This is a genomic window from uncultured Dechloromonas sp., assembly GCF_945957265.1.
GTDB lineage: Bacteria > Pseudomonadota > Gammaproteobacteria > Burkholderiales > Rhodocyclaceae > Azonexus.
Genome location: NZ_CAMFKO010000052.1, coordinates 1 through 18,031, shown reverse-complemented (window position 1 = coordinate 18,031; position 18,031 = coordinate 1). Strand labels below are relative to the sequence as shown.

The 18,031-nt window shown below is 65.6% G+C and carries 20 protein-coding genes; 1 reads left to right on the top strand and 19 read right to left on the bottom strand.

Annotation, left to right across the window (positions count from 1 at the left end; translation table 11 throughout):
- The coding region (gene rocF, locus Q0P59_RS18820) for an arginase (protein ID WP_295009262.1) at positions 1-795 on the bottom strand (795 nt) is incomplete at its 3' end.
- Positions 796-813: 18 nt separating this feature from the next.
- Entirely contained in the window at positions 814-1,881 is a 1,068-nt protein-coding gene (locus Q0P59_RS18815) for an ornithine cyclodeaminase (RefSeq protein WP_295009260.1), read from the bottom strand.
- Positions 1,882-2,017: 136 nt separating this feature from the next.
- On the opposite strand from Q0P59_RS18815, the gene Q0P59_RS18810 reads away from it, so the two are divergent.
- Positions 2,018-2,455, top strand: a complete 438-nt coding sequence (locus Q0P59_RS18810; RefSeq protein WP_295009258.1) for an Lrp/AsnC family transcriptional regulator — start codon at positions 2,018-2,020, stop codon at positions 2,453-2,455.
- Positions 2,456-2,495: 40 nt separating this feature from the next.
- On the opposite strand, the gene Q0P59_RS18805 is transcribed toward Q0P59_RS18810, so the two are convergent.
- The 17 genes from Q0P59_RS18805 to Q0P59_RS18725 all read right to left on the bottom strand — a co-directional run bounded on the left by Q0P59_RS18805 (position 2,496) and on the right by Q0P59_RS18725 (position 17,909).
- Positions 2,496-3,503, bottom strand: coding sequence for a M48 family metallopeptidase (locus tag Q0P59_RS18805; RefSeq protein ID WP_295009256.1), 1,008 nt, complete (start codon positions 3,501-3,503; stop codon positions 2,496-2,498).
- Complete coding sequence (locus Q0P59_RS18800; protein ID WP_295009254.1) at positions 3,500-4,798, bottom strand: DUF898 family protein; 1,299 nt, start codon at positions 4,796-4,798, stop codon at positions 3,500-3,502. Before Q0P59_RS18800 ends, Q0P59_RS18805 begins: the two co-directional genes overlap by 4 nt.
- A 91-nt stretch (positions 4,799-4,889) precedes the next feature.
- Positions 4,890-5,147 (bottom strand): hypothetical protein, encoded by a 258-nt coding sequence (locus Q0P59_RS18795; RefSeq protein ID WP_295009252.1) that lies wholly within the window; start codon positions 5,145-5,147, stop codon positions 4,890-4,892.
- Positions 5,147-5,344: a hypothetical protein gene (locus Q0P59_RS18790; RefSeq protein WP_295009250.1), complete on the bottom strand. Its 198-nt coding sequence runs from the start codon at positions 5,342-5,344 to the stop codon at positions 5,147-5,149. Before Q0P59_RS18790 ends, Q0P59_RS18795 begins: the two co-directional genes overlap by 1 nt.
- Before the next feature lie 31 nt (positions 5,345-5,375).
- Positions 5,376-6,275, bottom strand: a complete 900-nt coding sequence (locus Q0P59_RS18785; RefSeq protein ID WP_295009248.1) for a DMT family transporter — start codon at positions 6,273-6,275, stop codon at positions 5,376-5,378.
- A 5-nt stretch (positions 6,276-6,280) separates the two neighbouring features.
- Positions 6,281-6,889, bottom strand: coding sequence for a MarC family protein (locus Q0P59_RS18780; RefSeq protein ID WP_295009246.1), 609 nt, complete (start codon positions 6,887-6,889; stop codon positions 6,281-6,283).
- A gap of 74 nt (positions 6,890-6,963) precedes the next feature.
- Complete coding sequence (locus tag Q0P59_RS18775) at positions 6,964-8,421, bottom strand: DcaP family trimeric outer membrane transporter (RefSeq protein ID WP_295009244.1); 1,458 nt, start codon at positions 8,419-8,421, stop codon at positions 6,964-6,966.
- Positions 8,422-8,482: 61 nt separating this feature from the next.
- Positions 8,483-9,214 (bottom strand): amino acid ABC transporter ATP-binding protein, encoded by a 732-nt coding sequence (locus Q0P59_RS18770; protein ID WP_366091129.1) that lies wholly within the window; start codon positions 9,212-9,214, stop codon positions 8,483-8,485.
- 39 nt (positions 9,215-9,253) lie between these two features.
- Complete coding sequence (locus Q0P59_RS18765; protein WP_295009240.1) at positions 9,254-10,012, bottom strand: amino acid ABC transporter permease; 759 nt, start codon at positions 10,010-10,012, stop codon at positions 9,254-9,256.
- Positions 10,013-10,027: 15 nt separating this feature from the next.
- A complete protein-coding gene (locus Q0P59_RS18760) occupies positions 10,028-10,801 on the bottom strand; it encodes an ABC transporter substrate-binding protein (protein WP_295009238.1) in 774 nt (257 codons plus the stop codon).
- A 276-nt stretch (positions 10,802-11,077) separates the two neighbouring features.
- Positions 11,078-11,890, bottom strand: coding sequence for a 3-keto-5-aminohexanoate cleavage protein (locus Q0P59_RS18755; protein WP_295009236.1), 813 nt, complete (start codon positions 11,888-11,890; stop codon positions 11,078-11,080).
- Positions 11,887-12,300, bottom strand: coding sequence for a hotdog domain-containing protein (locus Q0P59_RS18750; protein ID WP_295009234.1), 414 nt, complete (start codon positions 12,298-12,300; stop codon positions 11,887-11,889). Before Q0P59_RS18750 ends, Q0P59_RS18755 begins: the two co-directional genes overlap by 4 nt.
- A 1-nt stretch (position 12,301) precedes the next feature.
- On the bottom strand, positions 12,302-13,042 hold the full coding sequence (locus Q0P59_RS18745; protein ID WP_295009232.1) for an OAM dimerization domain-containing protein: 741 nt from the start codon (positions 13,040-13,042) through the stop codon (positions 12,302-12,304).
- On the bottom strand, positions 13,035-14,591 hold the full coding sequence (locus tag Q0P59_RS18740; RefSeq protein ID WP_295009230.1) for a lysine 5,6-aminomutase subunit alpha: 1,557 nt from the start codon (positions 14,589-14,591) through the stop codon (positions 13,035-13,037). Before Q0P59_RS18740 ends, Q0P59_RS18745 begins: the two co-directional genes overlap by 8 nt.
- A complete protein-coding gene (locus Q0P59_RS18735; RefSeq protein WP_295009228.1) occupies positions 14,572-15,663 on the bottom strand; it encodes a hypothetical protein in 1,092 nt (363 codons plus the stop codon). Before Q0P59_RS18735 ends, Q0P59_RS18740 begins: the two co-directional genes overlap by 20 nt.
- Before the next feature lie 11 nt (positions 15,664-15,674).
- Positions 15,675-16,718, bottom strand: coding sequence for an L-erythro-3,5-diaminohexanoate dehydrogenase (locus tag Q0P59_RS18730; protein WP_295009227.1), 1,044 nt, complete (start codon positions 16,716-16,718; stop codon positions 15,675-15,677).
- Between the two features lie 9 nt (positions 16,719-16,727).
- On the bottom strand, positions 16,728-17,909 hold the full coding sequence (locus Q0P59_RS18725; protein WP_295009225.1) for a KamA family radical SAM protein: 1,182 nt from the start codon (positions 17,907-17,909) through the stop codon (positions 16,728-16,730).
- Positions 17,910-18,031 lie beyond the last annotated feature (122 nt).

The window sequence follows — 18,031 nt, the reverse complement described above, 5'->3', positions numbered from 1 at the left end:
GCCGGTGTCGGCGATCATTTCCATGCACAGCTGGGCTTCGCGGTAGGTCGGGCCGCCGCGCACCGTAGTGCCGACGCCGGGGGCAATTTCCGGGTCGAGGAAATCGACGTCGAAGCTGACGTGCAGGTGCGTGTTGTCGTCGAGGCCGGCCAGCGCCAGCTCCAGCGTGCGACGCATGCCGACCTCGTCGATGTAGCGCATGTCGAAGACTTCGACGCCCTGCTCGCGCAGGAAGCGCTTCTCGCCCTCGTCCACGCTGCGGATGCCGATCTGGCGAAGCTCGGCCGGGCTGATCGCCGGCACATGGCCGCCGATCCCCGTCAGTTCCGCCGGCCCGTGGCCGCACAGGCAGGCCACCGGCATGCCGTGGATATTGCCGCTCGGCGTGATGGCCGAGGTGTTGAAATCGGCGTGCGCGTCGAGCCACAGGATGCGCAGCTTCTCGCCGCGCTCGCGGCAATGGCGGGCGACCGCGCTGATCGAACCGACGGCCAGGCAATGGTCGCCGCCGATCATCAGCGGCAGGCGCTCGGCGCTGAGTTCGCGATACACCGCGTCGTGCAGCGCGCGGTTCCACTCGGCTACCTCGTGCAGATGGCGGAAGCCGTCCACCGGCCCCTGCTGCGGGTTGAGCGGCCCGGCCACGTCGCCGCAATCGCGCACCTGGCAGCCGTAGCGGGCCACCGCCTCGACAATGCCCGCCACGCGCAGGGCCTGCGGCCCCATGCGGGCGCCGATGACGCTGGCGCCGATATCCGTCGGCGCGCCAATGATGCTGACCGGTCGCATGCTCATTCCTCTCTCCACGGCAAATCAGGCTGCACGGTGGAGAACGCGGATGTCGTCCGCCGCCGGAATGAAGCCGAACAGGTTCTTCGGGTCCGGCAAGGCGGGAATCAGCGAAATCTCGTCCTCCACACCCAATTCAATAGCCAAATCGCGCATGAAACGCAATGCCGAATAATCCTCGAGCGCGAAACCGACCGAGTCGAACACCGTCACGTCACTGTCGGCGGTACGGCCGGCGGCCTGGCCGGAGAGCACCTTCCACAGCTCGACCACGGCGAATTCGGCCGGCATCTGCTGGATGTCGCCTTCGACTCGGGTCTGCGGCTCGTACTCGACGAACACCTTGGCCACCTCGAGCACGCCGCGATGCAGCTCGGTCTTGCCCGGGCAGTCGCCGCCCACGCCATTGATGTGCATGCCCGGCTCGATCATGTCGGGGGTCAGGATGGTGGCGTTGGTCTTGTCGGCAGTGACCGTGGTCACGATATCGCAGCCGCGCACGGCGTCGCGGGCGCTGTCGAAGCGGCGGGCGTTCAGGCCGAGGGCGGCCAGGTTGGCGAGCAGCTTGTCGGTGGCGGCGGCATCGGTATCGTACAGATGGAATTCCTCGATGCCGAGCAGGCGGTGGAAGGCCAGGGCCTGGAACTCGCTCTGCGCGCCGTTGCCGATCAGCGCCATGCGGCGACTGTCCGGGCGGGCCAGCGCGCGGGCGGCGACGGCCGACATGGCGGCCGTGCGCAGGGCGGTGGTCAGGGTCAGCTCGCTGACCAGCGTCGGCGCGCCGGTGGCGACATCGGCCAGCACGCCGAAGGCCATCACGGTCGACATGCCGAAGCGGAAATTCTTCGGGTGACCGTTCACATACTTGAAGGAATACAGGCTGTGGTCGGAAATCGGCATCAGTTCGATAACGCCGTCGTGCGAATGATTGGCGACGCGCGGCGTCTTCTCGAAATCCTGCCAGCGCAGGAAATCGTCGACGATGTAAGCTGACATGCCCTCGAGGCAGACAGCGAGACCCTTGCGCTGGATCATGCGGGCGGCGCTCTCGGCGCTCAGGAAACGGGTCTGGATACGGTGGTTGGCAGACATGGTGTGGCTCCTCGGTATTTGTTATGTCTCGATGGAAACATCATCTCCGAAAAGCAAGCCAACCAAAATAGCAACTATTGCACTATTTCGGCAGTTAGTTGAACATAACGATACCTATTTTTGGCAAATAGACAAAATGGACAATCTGGACCAACAATTGATCGCCCTGTTGCGCAACAACGCCCGGACCAGCGTCGCCACCCTGGCCCACAAGCTCAAGGTATCGCGCGGCACCGTCACCAACCGGATCGCCCGGCTCGAAAACGAGGGCGTCATCGTCGGCTACACCGTACAGCTGCGTCCCGACTCGCAACCCAACGAAATCCGCGCCTGGATGAGCATCGTCGTCGCCGGCAACGAAACCCGCTCGGTCATCGCCAGCCTGCTCGGCGAACCGGGAGTCGCGTCGCTGCACGACACCAACGGCCGCTGGGACCTGCTCGCCGAACTGCGCGCCGAGAACCTGACCGAGCTTTCCGACGTGCTCGAGCGCATCCGCCTGATCCGCAGCATCCAGGCAACCGAAACCAGTATCCACCTGGCGACCTACCGCAGCGGCAGCGGCGGCGCCTAGGGAAGGCGCCGGCCGGCGCGATGCCGGCGCTTCGCGACCGCTAGCGGCCGCCCCGCAGGCGGGCGACGCGCTCGGCGGTGTCGGGGTGCGAAGAGAGAAGGTCCCAGCGGGATGTTTTGCCGCCCTTCTCCGCGTGTGCCTGTTCCATGCGTTCGAGCATCGCGGCCAGCGGCTCGCTGCCCAGGCCCGCGGCCTGCAGGCGGTGCGCGGCGTAGGCATCGGCCTCGTGCTCGAATTCGCGCGAGTAGCGCGACTCGAGGGCCAGGGCGCCGAAACTGGCAGCCAGCGACGACACGTCGCCGAAATAGACGCCGACCACGAAGGAAACCACCGACGACTGGAGCAACTGGCGCAGCCCGTGCCGATACGCGACATGCCCCAATTCGTGGGCAACGACGCCGGCCACTTCGTCGTCGTTGCCGGCCAGCTCGACCAGTTGGTCGAGGACCACGACATCGCCGCTCGGCAGCGCAAAGGCATTGGGCCCCAGCGTCGACGAACGGAAATGCAGGCGATGCGGCGGCATGTCGCGCCCCTGCCCCAAGACCCGGTCGGCGTATTCGGTCAGTTCGGCGCGTCGCGCCTCGCTCAGGCGCGACGGCGTCAATAGCTTGCTGTCGAGAAAATCCAGGGTCTGCTTCGACATCGCCTGGAGAACGGGCTCGGGAATCCGCGGCGCCATCAGTTTGGCGAAGGCCGGCAGCCCCCAGAAATAGACCGCGGCGATCAGCAATGCCGCCCCCAGCAAGGAAGCCAGCGCCCAGGACCAGCGCGTCTGCAGGCGCACCACCGGCGAATCCCCGAAGCCGGCTGCCGCGAGCCAAAGCCTGAAGGCGTCGAGATCGGCCACTTCGAAGCTGCCGCCGTCGTCGAAACGGACGACGCGCGGCGCCCGGCCCATGGGTTCGGATATATCGACGGCGCCGCGCCGGGCGCGCCGCTCGCCGAAAGCGCCGCGGGCGACGATTTCATCGCCGACGGCGAACAATTCCGCCGCCTGCCGGACAGGCGTCCGCCCATCGTAGTAGACGGCGGCGATGCCTTTCACAGGCCGATGTCCAGGTCGAACATGTCGGCCGCCTCGTCGCCGAGGGCCGTCGCCGCCCCGGCTTCGCCGGCGACGAAATCATCGAGACTGCCGGCGACCGCGAGACTGAGGTGGGCTGCCCGGTAGCGGGCCACCCTGACCCGCGCCCAGGGGATGAACAAACCCAGGGTGCACAGGATGCCCAGCCAGTTCGCCACGGTCAGGCCGATGAAGCCGCCGACCGGCAAGCGGCTGGCAAAACGGTGAGGCCCCAGGGCGGTGGCGCTCCACACCGCGTTGCTGCTACGCGCGGCAACATACGGAACGAGCACCGCCTGCGGCAGGATCAGGAACAAGGGAATGAGCAGGAAGACGAAGCCGGCGGCCGCCAGCGCATTCGTTCCGCCGCCGGCGCTCATGGCGGCCACCACGATCATGGCGGCGAACAGCGCCAGGACGATGAACGCGGGGAACAGGAAAATCCGGTAGATGGCGCCCGTCGTCACCGAGCAAGCGAAGGCCGTGGTGCCGAAACGCGTGTTGTCGAGCATGAATTTTCGCAACTGCCGGTAAAAGACCGGGAAAGCCAGCCCGAAGGTGACCATGGCCAGCAGGCCGTAGCCGACGAAGACCTTGAAGGCCTGGCCGTAGGTGCCATGGAAGGAGAAACGCAGCCCCCGGTAGCTGGTGTTGAAGGCCCTGAAGCGAAATGCCTTGACGGCCAGCCACGGCACCAACGGCACCAGGCAAAGCAGGGCGACGCCGTAGGCCAGCGGACTGACATGCTGGGCCGCCGAAAGGCCGCCGACCAGCAGCAAGGCGATGACGCGCCCCTTGAGGATGGCGGTGGGCTTGCCGTGGTAGTCGAAGCCCGAGCCGTCGAGCAGCAGGTTGCGATGGAAATACTGCTCGCGGCGCACCTTGGCCCAGGCCGAATAGATGCCGAGGGTCACGATGCTCAGGAAAATATTGACGATCCAGATGCGGAAATATTCGCCGCCATCGCCGACGAACTCGAAGCCCTCCTCCCCTCCTCCGCTGGCGGACTGCGCTGCCGCGGCCGGTTCGGCGGGCGGCGGCGCCAGCGGCGGCGCGGCGTCCAGGGCGGCGTCGTAGGCCACCCGCGCCTGCGGATTGCTCAGCGTCTTGAACGCCTCCCGCAATGCGTCGAGCGCTTCCGCCGGCGGCGGTTCGCGCCGCGCCAGCATGTCGCGAAAGGCCGCCAGCCGTTCGGCGTAGGCCGCCTTGATTTCGTCCACTGTCGCCGTCTGCCCGACTCCGAGCTGTGCGTAGTAATTTGCCGCGAGCGCCTGCATGCTTCCCCCCGTAATGATCGCCAGTGATGTAACTCGCGACATTCTATCCATTTGTCACAAAAAAAGATGACAAACGAGTTGCTATCGAGGATCAGTTTTTCTTGACCAGCTGCCTGGCGAAAGCCGCATCGTTCCTGGTCATGCGCGGCGCCTTTTGCTTGCCGAGGGCGTCGACATGACGCACGAAATCGTCGAGCGGCAAGGCTTCGCCGACATCCCGGTCGCCGCCGTCGAGGCGCTCGCGCAGGAGGAAGCGGCCGTCGCCGGTCGCCACCATCAGGTAGCGACGGCCTTCGCCGCGCTCGTTCAGTCGGGCAACCGCCGCCGCGGCACGGGTCGAGCGCGCCATTACCGGTACTTCTTGTAGACGGCCCGGGCGTCGATATGCGCCCGGTCCAGCGTGCAGATCGACGGATCGTCGTCGTGGCCGCTGAAGTAATCGTCGGCCTGGGCGCGCATGACCATCTGGATCGCGGCCTGGTCGGCGACATTCCATTTTTCGGTGATCAAGGTGGTCACTTCGTCGAGGTGTTCTTCGTAAGTCATGGCATTGCAGATTCCGGAAGGTCGATAGGCCTCAGACCGCTGCCGCCGTCTTCCGCGAGAACATCGGCGCCAGCTGGACGGCGAGGATGCAGACGAAAATGACCACGCCGCCCATCAACTGGACGAAGGACAGGCGTTCGCCCAGGTACAGGGCGCCGGCCATCGCGGCAAAGAGGATTTCGGAGCTGAGCAGGATGGCCGCGTCGGTCGCCGGCGCATGGCGTTGCGCCACCACCTGCAGGGTGTAGGCAATGCCGACCGAGAGCAGGCCGCCGTAGAGGATGGCCGGCATGGCGGCGACGATGCCATCCATCGCGATCTCTTCGGTGAACAGCGCCACCAGCATCGACAGCAGGCCACAGACGATGAACTGGGCGACCGCGACCATGACCGGCACCCCCTTGCGCGCCGCCACGCGGCCGACCCACAGCACATGGGCCGCCCAGAAGAAGGTGCTGGCGATGACCCAGTAGTCGCCGACGGTCAGCGTGTCGAAGCGGCCACCGGAGAGCATGAAGGTGCCGATGAAGCTGCCGATGCTGGCCGGCCACACGGAAACATGCGGCGCCTGGCGGTCGACCAGCCAGGCGAGGATGGGCACCAGGGGCACATAGAGCGCGGTCAGGAAGCCGGCATTGGACACCGTGGTGCCCATGATGCCGATCTGCTGGAAAACCGCCCCCAGGAACAACAGCACGCCCAGGCCGCACCAGGCCAGCCAGTCGGCGCGGTCGAGCCGGGCGCCGCGCGCCTGCAGGCGGCCATACTCGCGCAAGGCCAGGGGCAGCACGAACAGGGCGCCGAGCAGGAAGCGGACGCCGGTATAGGTCAGGGGCCCGACGTGCGCCATCCCCAGTTGCTGGGCGACGAAAGTCGTCCCCCAGATCAGGGCGACAAGGAGCATCAGGGCATTGGCGACGGAACGGCTCATGTGTTTCAGGGAATCATCGGTTGAGGCGGCAGGGAAAAAGCGACCCTGACGCCGGAAATCAGCATCTGGACGGCGATGGTGGTCAGGATCAGGCCCATCAGGCGCTCCATGGCGGCCAGGCCCGCTTTCCCGAAAAGCCGGGCGAGACGCCCGGCCGACAGCAGGATCAAGGTATTGATGATAACAGCGATGACAATCGCCAGGACCAGCGAGGTCGGGTGTTCGGTCTGGCGCGCATTGAGCAGCACCGTGGCCAGCGCCGACGGGCCGGCGATCATCGGAATGGCCAGGGGCACGATCAGCGGGTCGCCATCCATGTCGGCCGCCTCGTCGCTCGAACCGACGGGAAAGACCATGCGCAAGGCGATCATGAACAGGATCAGGCCGCCGGAGATTTCCAGCGCCTGCTCGGAGAGGCGCATGGCGGCGAGCAGCCAGTCGCCGACGAAAACGAACAGCAGGAGCACGCCGCCGGCAATCGCCGACTCGCGCAGCACGATGCGCTGCCGGTCCGACGGCGAGAAGCCACGCAGCAGCGAGAGCAGCAGCGGGATGTTGCCGAGCGGATCGAGCAACAGCAGCAACAGGAAAACGGTCGATAGCAGTTCTTGCATGGGGTGCGTTCAGGCCATCGACCGGGAAAACGCAGCGCCGCACAGATGCGCGGCGCCGTTTCGGTCAGGCCGCCTTAATTGAAGTTGTAACGGGCCAGGAAGTTGATGCGGGACATGTTGCCATGCTCGCCGGCCAGGGTTTCGCGACGGCCGTAGATGTACTCGAGACCGATGTCCATGACCTTGACCGGGTTCCAGATACCGCCGATATGGAACTGGCTGACGTTGCGGTTGACCGCGTAGCGTCCGGAAGCCATGCTGTTGGCACGCGCCCAGTCGGTATAGGCGTTGTCGAAGTTCCGCTGGTGGCCATAAACGAAGTTCATGCGGAAGGTATCGCTGAACTTGCGCTGGTAACCGAGGACGACGCCCATCGCCTTTTCCATTTCGATGTTGCGGTTGGCCAGGTTGTAGCCGGCGCCTTCGATGTAGTTGAAGTAGCGGCCGATGCCTTCGCCACCGGTGACGATCCAGCTGATGAAATCGTCGCCCCAGGTCTTGATCTGGCCGCTGGCGGCAAGGCCGTAGCCGCGACGCGAGGCGCTGACCGCCGTGGTGTTGCAGCTGCCGCTGGCGGCGAACGTTCCGTCGCAGACGTCGCCCTTGATGCGATGCTCGTGCGACAGGCCGCGCAGGCTCAGCGAACCCCAGGTGAACGGCTTGTCCCAACGCACGATCACGTCGGGCACCTTGGCGAAGCCGGCCGGCGTGGCGGCGGCGCCATCGGCGGTATTGGCGTCGAGCACGTAGCTGACCGAGTTTTCCAGCGCGACGGCGAAGTTGCCGTACTGCGGCGTCACGTAGGTGTAGCGGATCTGCGGCTGACGAATGAAGGTCGAACCGATGGGGCCGTTGAAGTCGATGGTCTCCGGCGTGTTGTCGAGGTCCATGAAGGTCGACCAGGTCTGGCCGAACAGCCAGTTCGGGGTCTGGACGTAGGCATGGCGCAGGCGGAAGTTGTAGCTGTTGGTGGCCTGCTGGGTGTAGATGTTGCCCAGGGAGCCGTAAACAGCCGAGTTGCCGGTGCGCGGGTCGTTGTTGAAGTCGCCTTCGACCTTGGCCATGATCATGCCGTAGGGGCTGGGCGTCGCGCCTTCGATACCCAGGCGCGAGGTGCGCGCGTGCAGGTAGGTCTGGCCCTTGCGCTCGGAAGCCCGGGAGCCGTTGAGCGGCATGTAGGGCATGAAGGTCGAGTAGTCGTTGTTGCTGTTGTCGCCCTTGGTTTCGTGAACCATGTTCAGCTCGGCGACGCCGTAAAGGCGGATCGATACGTCGGAGCCCGGAACCCGGAAGGAGTTCGGGATGTCGCCGACGACGACGTTTTCCTTGGTCTGCGCGCTCATCTGGTCGCGCAGTTCGGAAACTTCGCTGGCCGAGACCGAGTTTTTCTTCATTTCTTCCAGCTGCGCCTGCATCAGCTTGAGCTGTTTTTCGAGCTGGGCGATGCGATCGGCGTCCGCCGCATGGACCAGCGGTGCGCCGGCGCCGATACCGGCGGCGATCAACGCGATGACAATTTTCCTTACTTTCATAACTCCTCCTTGGAATGAACGGTATGACCGGCCCCCCCGGGGCCGAACCGACGTGCTTCGACTAGAAGCCGTGCCTGACCTGGGTCAGGAAGGCTTTTGCCCGGTCGTGCTTGGGATTGCTGAAGAACTCGGCGGGCGAAGAGTCTTCGAGGATGGTGCCGTGATCGAAGAAGATCAGGCGGTCGGCCACTTCGCGGGCGAAACCCATTTCGTGGGTGACGACCAGCATGGTGATGCCGGTGTGGGCCAGCTCGCGCATGACGGCGAGCACTTCGTTGACCATTTCCGGATCGAGCGCCGAGGTCGGCTCGTCGAACAGCAGGACCTTGGGGTCCATGGCCAGCGCCCGGGCGATGGCGACGCGCTGCTGCTGGCCGCCGGACAGCTGCACCGGGTATTTCTCGGCCTGGTTCTTCAGCCCGACCCGCTCCAGCAGCGCCAGCGCCTTGGCTTCGGCGGCCTCCTTGCTCATCTTGCGGACCCGCATCGGGGCCAGCGCGACGTTGCGCAGGATGCTGAGGTGCGAGAACAGGTTGAAGCTCTGGAAAACCATGCCCACCTCGCGGCGGATGGCATCCAGATTCTTCAGGTCGTCGTTGAGTTCGATGCCGTCGACCTTGATCGTGCCGGTATCGTGCGTTTCGAGACGGTTGAGGGTACGCAGGAAGGTCGACTTGCCGGAGCCGGACGGCCCGATGATGGCCGTCACCTGGCCTTCGTAGAACGTCGCATTGACCTTCTTCAGCGCATGGAATGCGCCGAAGTGCTTGTCGACGTCGCGGGCCTCGATGATCGGCTTGAGTGCGGATGATGTGCTAGTCATCGTGGGCTCCTAGCGCTTGCGACCGACATCGAGCTGGGATTCCAGCGCGGCGGTGAGCGAAGTGAAGGCGGTGGTCAATATCAGGTAGATCACGGCGATGGTGACGAACACCGGAATCGGCTGATAGCTCTCGGCCTGCACCCGGTAACCGACCATGGTCAGTTCGACCACGCTGATCGCGTAGGCCAGGGACGAATCCTTGACCAGCGAGGCGAGGTTGTTGGCCAGTGCCGGCAAGGCCACCCGCATGCTCTGCGGCAGCGTGATATCGACGAAGGTCTGAAACGGCGAGAGGCCCAGCGCCCGGGCGGCCTCGACCTGGCCGTGCGGTACGGCGAGGATGCCGGCGCGAACGCACTCGGCGTTGTAGGCGCCGATGTTCAGCGCCAGCGCGATGGCGGCGCAGGCGAAGTCCGATATCTGCATCGACTCCGGCAGCAGCGTGGGCACCGCCAGCCAGACGAAGAGAATCTGCAGCAGCAGGGGCGTGCCGCGGATCAGCCAGACGTAGAACTCGCTGATCCAGCGCAGCGGCGGCACCGACGACAGCTTGCCGAGGCCGGCGAGAACGCCGAGGACGACACCCGCCGTTCCCGAGATCAGGGTCAGCAGGACGGTCATTCGCGTGCCTTCGGCGAACTGCTGCGCCGCCTGGCCGATGGGGTCCGGCGCCCACGACAGCGGCACCGCCATCCCCCACAGGAACAGCAGGAGGCCGATCATCGCCGCGAACATCGCCAGTCCGGGATGTTGCTTGGTCCAGTTCATGTTGATTCGGACCTATCAGGAACGGCAGGAAATGTCGGTCTTGAAGTACTTCTGCGACAGGTTCTGATAGGTGCCGTTCTTGACGACCTCTTCCAGCGCCTTGTTCAACTGTTCCTTCAGTTCCTTGTTGTTCTTGCGCAGGATCATCGACACGCGCTCGACGAAAACCTGCTCGCCGACGACGATGCCCGAGTCGGCGTTCTTTTCCAGCGTGGACTTGATCAGCCACTTGTCGGAAATCCAGGCGTCGACCTTCTTCGACTTCAGCGCCGAGAAGGCTTCCGGGTCGGCCTTGTAGGTCTTGACCTCCTGCACGCCGGGAATCTTCCTGGCGTTGTCGAAGTAGCTGGTCGCCAGCTGCACGCCGACCGTCTTGCCGTTCAGCGCTGCCATGGTCAGCGGGCCGTTCGGGTGGGCGGCGATCTGGCCGCCGGTGCAGTAGTGCGGATTGGCGAAATCGACCGCCTTGCCGCGCTCCTCGGTGAAGCCGTGCGAGGCGATGGCGAAATCGAAGCGGTCCTGGCGAATGGAAGCCAGCTGCGCGTCGAAGGACACGACGCGCCACTCGATCTTCATGCCCATCTGCTTGACCACGGCCTCGGCCAGTTCGACCTCGAAACCGGTCAGCTTCGACCCTTCGAAATAGTTGAACGGAAAGAAAGCGCCTTCCGTGGCGGCAATCACCGTTCCGGAATCCTTGATCGTCCCCCAGTCGCGCGCCTCGGCTGCACCCGCTGCCAGCAGCGCGACAGTGGACACGACGGCCATCCATTTATTGATGAACTTCATAACTCCTCCTTGGAATTTGCATCGAAAAACCCCTACGTATTATCGAGACACGATCTCTCGCACTTGGTCGAATCGGGGATTACCGCGTTGCGACTCTATGTATTAAGGTGTTCCCAACCTAGTAGGGTATACCCCCACTTTACTACCAAAAAAGACAAGATTTTGACATTACGTCAGCAATGCAGAACGTTTTGCAATGTTATGACAGTTTATTGTTGATTATTTACATACAAAAATGTCGTTTTGATCTAACAAAATATACAGTTAGTAAATCGATTAAACCAAACCGAGCATCTTCCGCGCTTCGTCGGGGCTTGCCGGGGGTCTGCCCAGGGTGCGCCCCAGCCCGGCGATGCGTTCGACCAGCTGCGCATTGCTGCTGGCGAGCACGCCCTTGCTGAAATGGATGTTGTCCTCGAAGCCGACCCGCACATGGCCGCCGAGCACGATACCGAGCGTGCCCATGGTCAATTGCGCGGCGCCCAGCCCGGCAACGCTCCACGTCGCCCCGGCGGGAAGCTGCGACTTCAGGTAGAGCAGCGCCTCGGGCGTCGCCGGCATGCCGCCGGGCACGCCGAGCACGAAATCGACATGCGGATTGGCCGGCAGCCTGCCCTTCTGCAGCCAGCGATTGGCCGTCGCCAGCATGCCGGCATCGAAGATCTCCAGCTCCGGGCGGATGCCGCGCGCCCGCATGGCGTCGGCAAAGAGCGCGATATCGGCCGGCGCATTGAGAAACACCTCGTCGCCGAAATTGACCGAACCCATCGACAGCGTCGCCATCTCGGGGTCGAGCGCCAGCGGCGCCATGCGCTCCTCGGCGCTCATGCCGACGGCACCGCCGGTCGACACCTGGATGATGGCGTCGCAGCGCGCCCGCACGGCGGCGATGATCTGGCGATAGACCCCGGCGTCCTGCGTCGGCCTGCCATCCGGCCAGCGGGCGTGGAGATGGACGATGGCGGCCCCGGCGGCAACGCACTCGGCCGCCGCCTCGCCGATCTCGTCGGGCGTGATGGGCAGGGCCGGCTGCTGGTCCTTGCCGACCTCGGCGCCGGTCAGCGCGGCGGTGATGATCAGCGGGTTCATTTGCGTCCGCCACGCTGGCAGGCGGCCGGCACGACGCAGGTACCGCTGGCCCGGCAGACGACCACCGGCGGGTCGAGCACATCGGCGGCCGAGGGCTGACCCGGCACGTCGGCGGCGGCGATCACCTTGCGCGCCTCGAAACGCATCTGGCGCGAGGTCCGGCCCAGCGCCACGATTTCGCCGAAGGCTTCGATGTAATCCCCGGCCCTTACCGGGGCCAGGAACTCGACGCGGTCGTAGGCGACGAACAGCCCTTCGTCGCCATCGCTGCGTATCAGCAATTCGGTTGCCACATCGCCAAACAGGTTGAGCATTTTGGCACCGTCGACCAGGTTGCCGGCGTAATGCACGTCGTGGGCGCCGATGCGCAGGCGGATCAGGCTGGTGATCGGGGTTTTCGGGTTTTCCATGTCAGGCGGCCTTTCTCTTGATCCATTCGTTGATGGCGAACGAGGCGACATCCTCGGCGTAGCTCTTCGGACCGAAACCGGCGTCGTAGCCCAGCTCCTTGGCCAGTTCGTGGCTGATGCGCGGCCCGCCGACGACGAGGATGATCCTTTCGCGCAGCCCCTCGGCCTCGAGGATGTCGGACAGCCGCGTCAGGTTGTCGAGGTGGATGTTCTTCTGCGTCACCACCTGCGACACCAGGATCACGTCGGCCTGCTCCTCGATGGCCCGGGCGACCAGTTCCTCGGAATCGACCTGCGCCCCCATGTTGATGGCGCGCACCTCGTGGTAGCTTTCCAGCCCCTTGTGGCCGTTGTAGCCCTTCATGTTCATGATGGCGTCGATGCCCACCGTATGTGCGTCGGTTTCGATGCAGGCGCCGACGACGACCATCTTGCGTCCCATCCGCTCGGCGATCAGCGCATTGACGCCATCCTTGTCGAGCACCTCGAACTCGGGCTTGGCGACCTGGATGGTGGACAGGTCGATGCGGTGCTTGCTCTGCCCGTAAAGGACGTAGAACGAAAAGCCCTGCCCCATGTCCTCGGCGTGCACCACGGCCGGTTCGTCGAGGCCCATGGCCAGCGCCAGCCGGCGGGCGCCCTCCTTCGACACCTCGTCGAGCGCCACCGGCAGGGTGAAGGACAGCTGGACGCGCCCGTCGTCCTGCGTGTCGCCGTAGGGTTTGATCCATTGCTCAGCCATGGCGGGCGCCTCCTTGCAGCATGCGTGTCGGGAAGGGGTTGTAGTAGTCGGGCGCCTTGGCGATCACGCCGTCGAGGCCCTTGCCGCCGGTCGCGGTGCGCTTGATCTCGGCGAACATGCCGTGGGCGATGGCCGACGGCAGGCCGATGCGCTCGATCTCGGCGAGCATGGCCTCGGTTTCGGCGAGCACCGCCTGCGCCCGCTGCTCGATCAGGCCGCCGGACTTGAATTCGATTTCCGCATGCAGGTCGCGCATGGTGCCGAAGACGTAGCGTGCGTTCTGGATGGCCAGGAAACGATCCTGGATGAAGGGGGTGTGGATGGCCTCGGTCATCATCCCGAGCAGGTGGATGTTCTGCCGGGTGACCGTACTGACCATGTTGAACAGCGCATCCTGGATGTGGCCTTTGAAAACGTTGCCGGTCATGTGCTTGGTCGGCGGCATGTACTTCAGCGACGCCTCGGGGAACACCTGGCGCACCAGCTGGGCGTGGGCCAGTTCCCACAGGAAGCCGTTCTCCAGCTCGGGGTTGATCTCGAAGGCGTGGCCGAGGCCCATCTGCTCCGGCACCAGGCCCGACAGGTAGGCGAACTGCTCGTTGATCAGCTGCGAGGCGAGCACGGTATGCGCCGCCTCGACGGCATCGGCCGTGGTCAGGTAGTTGTCCTCGCCGGTATTGATGATGATCCCGGCGTAGCCGTTGATCATGCGCGAGAAGAACTGGTCGATGAAGGTGCGCTGCATGTTGATGTCGCGGAAGATGATCCCGTACATCGAATCGTTGAGCATCATGTCGAGGCGCTCGATGGCGCCCATGGCGGCGATTTCCGGCATGCACAGGCCGGAGCAGTAGTTGGTCAGGCGAATGTAGCGCCCGACCTTGGCACCGACCTCGTCGAGCGCCGCGCGCATCAGGCGGAAGTTCTCCTGCGTCGCGTAGGTGCCGCCGAAGCCCTCGGTCGTCGCGCCGTAGGGCACGTAGTCGAGCAGGCTCTGCCCGGTCGAGCGGATCACCGCGACGATGTCGGCGCCCTGCTCGGCTGCCGCCCGCGCCTGCTTGATGTCCTCGTAAATGTTGCCGGTGGCGACGATCAGGTAGAGCCAGGGCTGGGGCGCCTCGCCGCTGTTGCCGATCAGCGCGGCGCGCTGCGCCCGCTGGGCGGCGATGTGCTCGCAGCTTCGGGCGGCCAGTTCGTCGGCGGTGCGGCGGGCCGCCGTGTCGTCGCGGCCGCCGTCGAGCACCAGGCGGCCGGCGGCGACTGCCTCGGCGACCTGCTGCGCGCTCCAGCCCTGCCCGTTCATCGCCGCCGCCACGGCCAGCGCCGCGCCGCGGTTCAGCAAGCCCTGCTGCTGCAGGTGATCGACCACGCGGTTGGGCAGCGGCACCTGGTTTTCATCGACGCCGTCGATACCCATCAGGCGCAGGGTCGCCCGCTCCACGGTGGTGGTCGTCGAGCGATCCATTTCGTCGAACACCCGGCCGGCGATGCGCCGCGCCGAGTCCCGGGCGCGCTCGATGCGCGCCTGGTCAAGCTGCAAATGAGCCATCCAATTGCTCCTCTTGTTGGTTTTGTTCCAGCAGGACGTCGGTGACGTGCAGCCCATCGAAGGCTGCCCTGCCGGCTTCGAGAAATTCGCGAGCGGCAAAATGGCCGCCCAGCGGTGAAAAAGGGTTGAGCGTCAGGCCGGCCAGGCGGATGCGGCGCATCGCCAGCACTTGCCCGCCCAGCGCCCGGAAAGCGGCGAGATCGGCGGCATCGACGAACAGCCGCGTGCCGTCGGCAACCACCACCCGCAGCCCACGGTGGCGGCGGGCCAGCGTTTCCAGCGCCTGCCACAACTGGCGCCCGACCGCCCCGCCGACCGCCACGCCGGCCAGCGCCGGCGCATCGTTGGCGAGCAGCACGCCCCCGGCGTTGAGGCTGGGGATGGCGGCCCGGAAAAGCGTATCGCCGTCGGCATCCCACATCCCGACGCCGCCCTCGGCGAATATCGCCGCGCAGCGCGCCGCCGTTGCCGCATCGGCCTCGGCAATGCCGAGTATGGCCAGGCGGTCGCGCGTCTTGCGGATGACATCCTGGATGCCGCCGCCGACCGCCGCCCCGGTGGCCAGCACCACGCCGTCGGCGATGGCCGGCGAGGCATGCTGGCTGCGCCCGAGCGCGCCGTCGAGAAAGACCTGGCCGGCGCCGCACTGGCGCAGCCGGGCGATGATCTTCAGCTGGTCGTGGCCACGCGAGGCGCCGGCGATCTCCATGTCGCCGCCGTCGAGCACCTTGACGACGACGATCTCGCCCATCGGGCTGTCGATGCCGCTGCCGTCGATGATCTTGCAGCGCGCCCTGGCCCGCTGCAGCGTGTCGCGTGCCGTCGCCACCAGCGCCCCCGGCCAGACGACGACCGGCGGCTTGGGGATGGAAAACACCTGGTCCAGCGCCTCGCCGTCGCGCCCGATCGAGGTCAGGCCGACCGCGACATCCTCGGCGGCGGCGCAGGCCAGCAGCCGGTTGAGCGCCACCGTCTTGCCGGTGTTCTTGCTCATGCCCATGACCGCCAGCGTGGCCATGCCGCCAGCGCGGATGCCTTGCCAGAGCAGGCTTGCGGGTTGTTCGACAAGCATTGCCGCCGGCCTCAGACGTAACGCTGCTCGAACAGCCGGCGCAACGTTTCGCTCTCGCGCAGCAGGTTCAGCGCCAGTTCGGCATGGCCGCGGGCGTAGCCGTTGCCGACGATCATCTCGACATCCTTGCCGACGCCTTCGGCGCCGAGCGCGGCGGCTGTGAAGCTGGTGGCCATCGAGAAGAAGTAGATGCGGCCGCCGTCGCGGGTGGCGAGGATGCTGCCCATCTCGGTGCCCGGGATGTTGACGCAGTTGATCGTCACGTCGGCCATGCGGCCGTCGGTCACGACCGACACCGCTTCCATGATCGCCACCGCGTCGCCGGCATCGACCTGCAGCGCATGATCGACCCAGCCGAGCTCGCGCATGCGGGCGCAGTCGCTGGCGAAGGGCGAAACGCCGATCACGCAGCCGCCCGGCCCGGCCCGCTTGCGCGCCTCATAGACGCACAGGGTGCCGGACTTGCCGCCCCCGCCGATGACCACCACGGTGTCGCCGGCCTTGACCAGGCGGGCGGTCTGCGCCGGCGCGCCGGCGACGTCGAGGATGGCGAGCGCCATCTTCTCCGGGATGTCCTCCGGCAGCACCGCGTACAGCCCGGTCTCGAACAGGATGGCCTGGCCGTCGATCTCGATCTGGTCGCGGTCGAGATGAATGGCGCGGATGGCGTCGACGCGCAGCGGCGTCAGCGACAGCGAAACCAGCGTGGCGATGCGGTCGCCCGGCTTGAGGTCGGTCTTGCCGGCCAGCGCCGGGCCGATCTCGCGCACCCAGCCGATCAGCATGCCGCCCGACCCGGTGACCGGGTTGTGCAGCTTGCCGCGGCGGGCCACGATGTCGGCGACGATCTCGCCGACCCGCTTGGCATCACCGCCGGCCTCGGCCTTGATCTGCGTGAAGCTGGCGGCATCGACGTTGAGCGCCAGCACGTCGATCAGTATCTCGCGCTCGCCGACCGCCATCGCGTTGTCGATCTTCCAGGCACCCTGCGGCAGCACGCCGAGCGGTTCGCGCACCCGGTGGGTGCCGTAGGCGGATTGCATCGCACTGTTCATGCCGCCCCCTCAGTTGCTCTGGCTCGGCACGCGGAACTCGACGCCGAGGCCCGGCATCTCGACTTCCATGCCCTTGTAGTTGCGGCACTTGATGGTCGTTCCGTTGCCGTCCGGGCGCACTTCCTCGCGCACGTAGCTGGGGATGATCGGCAGCTTGCCGAGGCCGCCCAGGCCGTCGACGATGAAGGTCGGCACCGCCGGCCCGCTGATCCAGCCGCGCAGGCCTTCGTACAGCGCCAGCATGCGGGCGTGCGGCACGATGAAATGGTGGGCGCCCTCGACCATGTCGGTGGAGTACACATAATAGGGACGCACGCCCATTTCGATGGCCTGCATGAACAGCTCGCGCATGACCTCGACATTGTCGTTCACGCCGCGCAGGCACACCGTCTGCAGGCCCATCATGACGCCGGCCTTCTGGATCATCTTGACCCGCTCGCGCAGCAGCGGCGTGATTTCCTTGGGGTGGTTGATGTGGATGTTGATCATCTGCACGCGATGCTTTTCCAGCACGGCGCACAGTTCCGGGGTGACGCGGGTGGGCAGCTGCACCACCATGCGCGAACCGATGCGCAGGAAGCGGACATGCGGGGCGCGGCTGCGGATCTGGCCGAGGATGTAGTCCAGGCGGTCGTCGTCGAAGGTCAGCGGATCGCCGCCGGAAAGCAGCACATCGTCGATATCCTTGTTGCCGGCGATGTAGTCGATGGAACGCTCGATCTCGTCCTTGTGCACCGAACCGCTCGGCCGCGACACCATGCGCTTGCGGGTGCAGAAGCGGCACAGCGTGGCGCAGGTGTTGCTGACCAGGAACAGCACGCGGCGCGGGTAGCGATGCACCACGCTGGTCCCCGGGATGGTGTCGCCCTCCTCGCCCAGTTCGTCGAGCAGGGTGGCGAAGCCCGGCTTGGCCTCCTCGTGGAAGGTCGGCAGGTATTGCAGGCGGATCGGGCAGTGCGGATCGTCGCGATCCATCAGCTGCGCCATGTAGGGCGTGACCGACACGGCGAACTTGTCGTAGACGGTCTCGTTCACGTCCTCGATGTTGTTGAGAATGCCCTTCATCTCGGAATGATGGACATAACGGCGGGCAAACTGCTTCTGCCACGGCTCGGCGGCCGGGTCGTAGGCATCGAGCTCCTCGCGCAACAGCAGCTTGCCGGGGGTAACGGAAACGATCTTGTGCAGCATGACTCCTCCTCAGAATGAATGACCCTGCGTCGAGCAGTGGTATGGATGCATTCTAGGAAGCGCCTTCGGCCGACGAAAACAATCACATTGATTGAATCGACCAAAAAATTTCAGTCATAATG

Bases quoted from the DNA above. Each gene is read 5' to 3' on its own strand.
- Q0P59_RS18815 (WP_295009260.1), bottom strand. From the start codon at position 1,881: ATGTCTGCCAACCACCGTATCCAGACCCGTTTCCTGAGCGCCGAGAGC.
- Q0P59_RS18760 (WP_295009238.1), bottom strand. From the start codon at position 10,801: ATGAAGTTCATCAATAAATGGATGGCCGTCGTGTCCACTGTCGCGCTG.
- Q0P59_RS18750 (WP_295009234.1), bottom strand. From the start codon at position 12,300: ATGGAAAACCCGAAAACCCCGATCACCAGCCTGATCCGCCTGCGCATC.
- Q0P59_RS18745 (WP_295009232.1), bottom strand. From the start codon at position 13,042: ATGGCTGAGCAATGGATCAAACCCTACGGCGACACGCAGGACGACGGG.
- Q0P59_RS18785 (WP_295009248.1), bottom strand. From the start codon at position 6,275: ATGAGCCGTTCCGTCGCCAATGCCCTGATGCTCCTTGTCGCCCTGATC.
- Q0P59_RS18730 (WP_295009227.1), bottom strand. From the start codon at position 16,718: ATGAACAGTGCGATGCAATCCGCCTACGGCACCCACCGGGTGCGCGAA.
- Q0P59_RS18765 (WP_295009240.1), bottom strand. From the start codon at position 10,012: ATGAACTGGACCAAGCAACATCCCGGACTGGCGATGTTCGCGGCGATG.
- Q0P59_RS18775 (WP_295009244.1), bottom strand. From the start codon at position 8,421: ATGAAAGTAAGGAAAATTGTCATCGCGTTGATCGCCGCCGGTATCGGC.
- Q0P59_RS18740 (WP_295009230.1), bottom strand. From the start codon at position 14,591: ATGGCTCATTTGCAGCTTGACCAGGCGCGCATCGAGCGCGCCCGGGAC.
- Q0P59_RS18790 (WP_295009250.1), bottom strand. From the start codon at position 5,344: ATGACTTACGAAGAACACCTCGACGAAGTGACCACCTTGATCACCGAA.
- Q0P59_RS18795 (WP_295009252.1), bottom strand. From the start codon at position 5,147: ATGGCGCGCTCGACCCGTGCCGCGGCGGCGGTTGCCCGACTGAACGAG.
- Q0P59_RS18800 (WP_295009254.1), bottom strand. From the start codon at position 4,798: ATGCAGGCGCTCGCGGCAAATTACTACGCACAGCTCGGAGTCGGGCAG.
- Q0P59_RS18755 (WP_295009236.1), bottom strand. From the start codon at position 11,890: ATGAACCCGCTGATCATCACCGCCGCGCTGACCGGCGCCGAGGTCGGC.
- Q0P59_RS18725 (WP_295009225.1), bottom strand. From the start codon at position 17,909: ATGCTGCACAAGATCGTTTCCGTTACCCCCGGCAAGCTGCTGTTGCGC.
- Q0P59_RS18810 (WP_295009258.1), top strand. From the start codon at position 2,018: ATGGACAATCTGGACCAACAATTGATCGCCCTGTTGCGCAACAACGCC.
- Q0P59_RS18780 (WP_295009246.1), bottom strand. From the start codon at position 6,889: ATGCAAGAACTGCTATCGACCGTTTTCCTGTTGCTGCTGTTGCTCGAT.
- Q0P59_RS18735 (WP_295009228.1), bottom strand. From the start codon at position 15,663: ATGCTTGTCGAACAACCCGCAAGCCTGCTCTGGCAAGGCATCCGCGCT.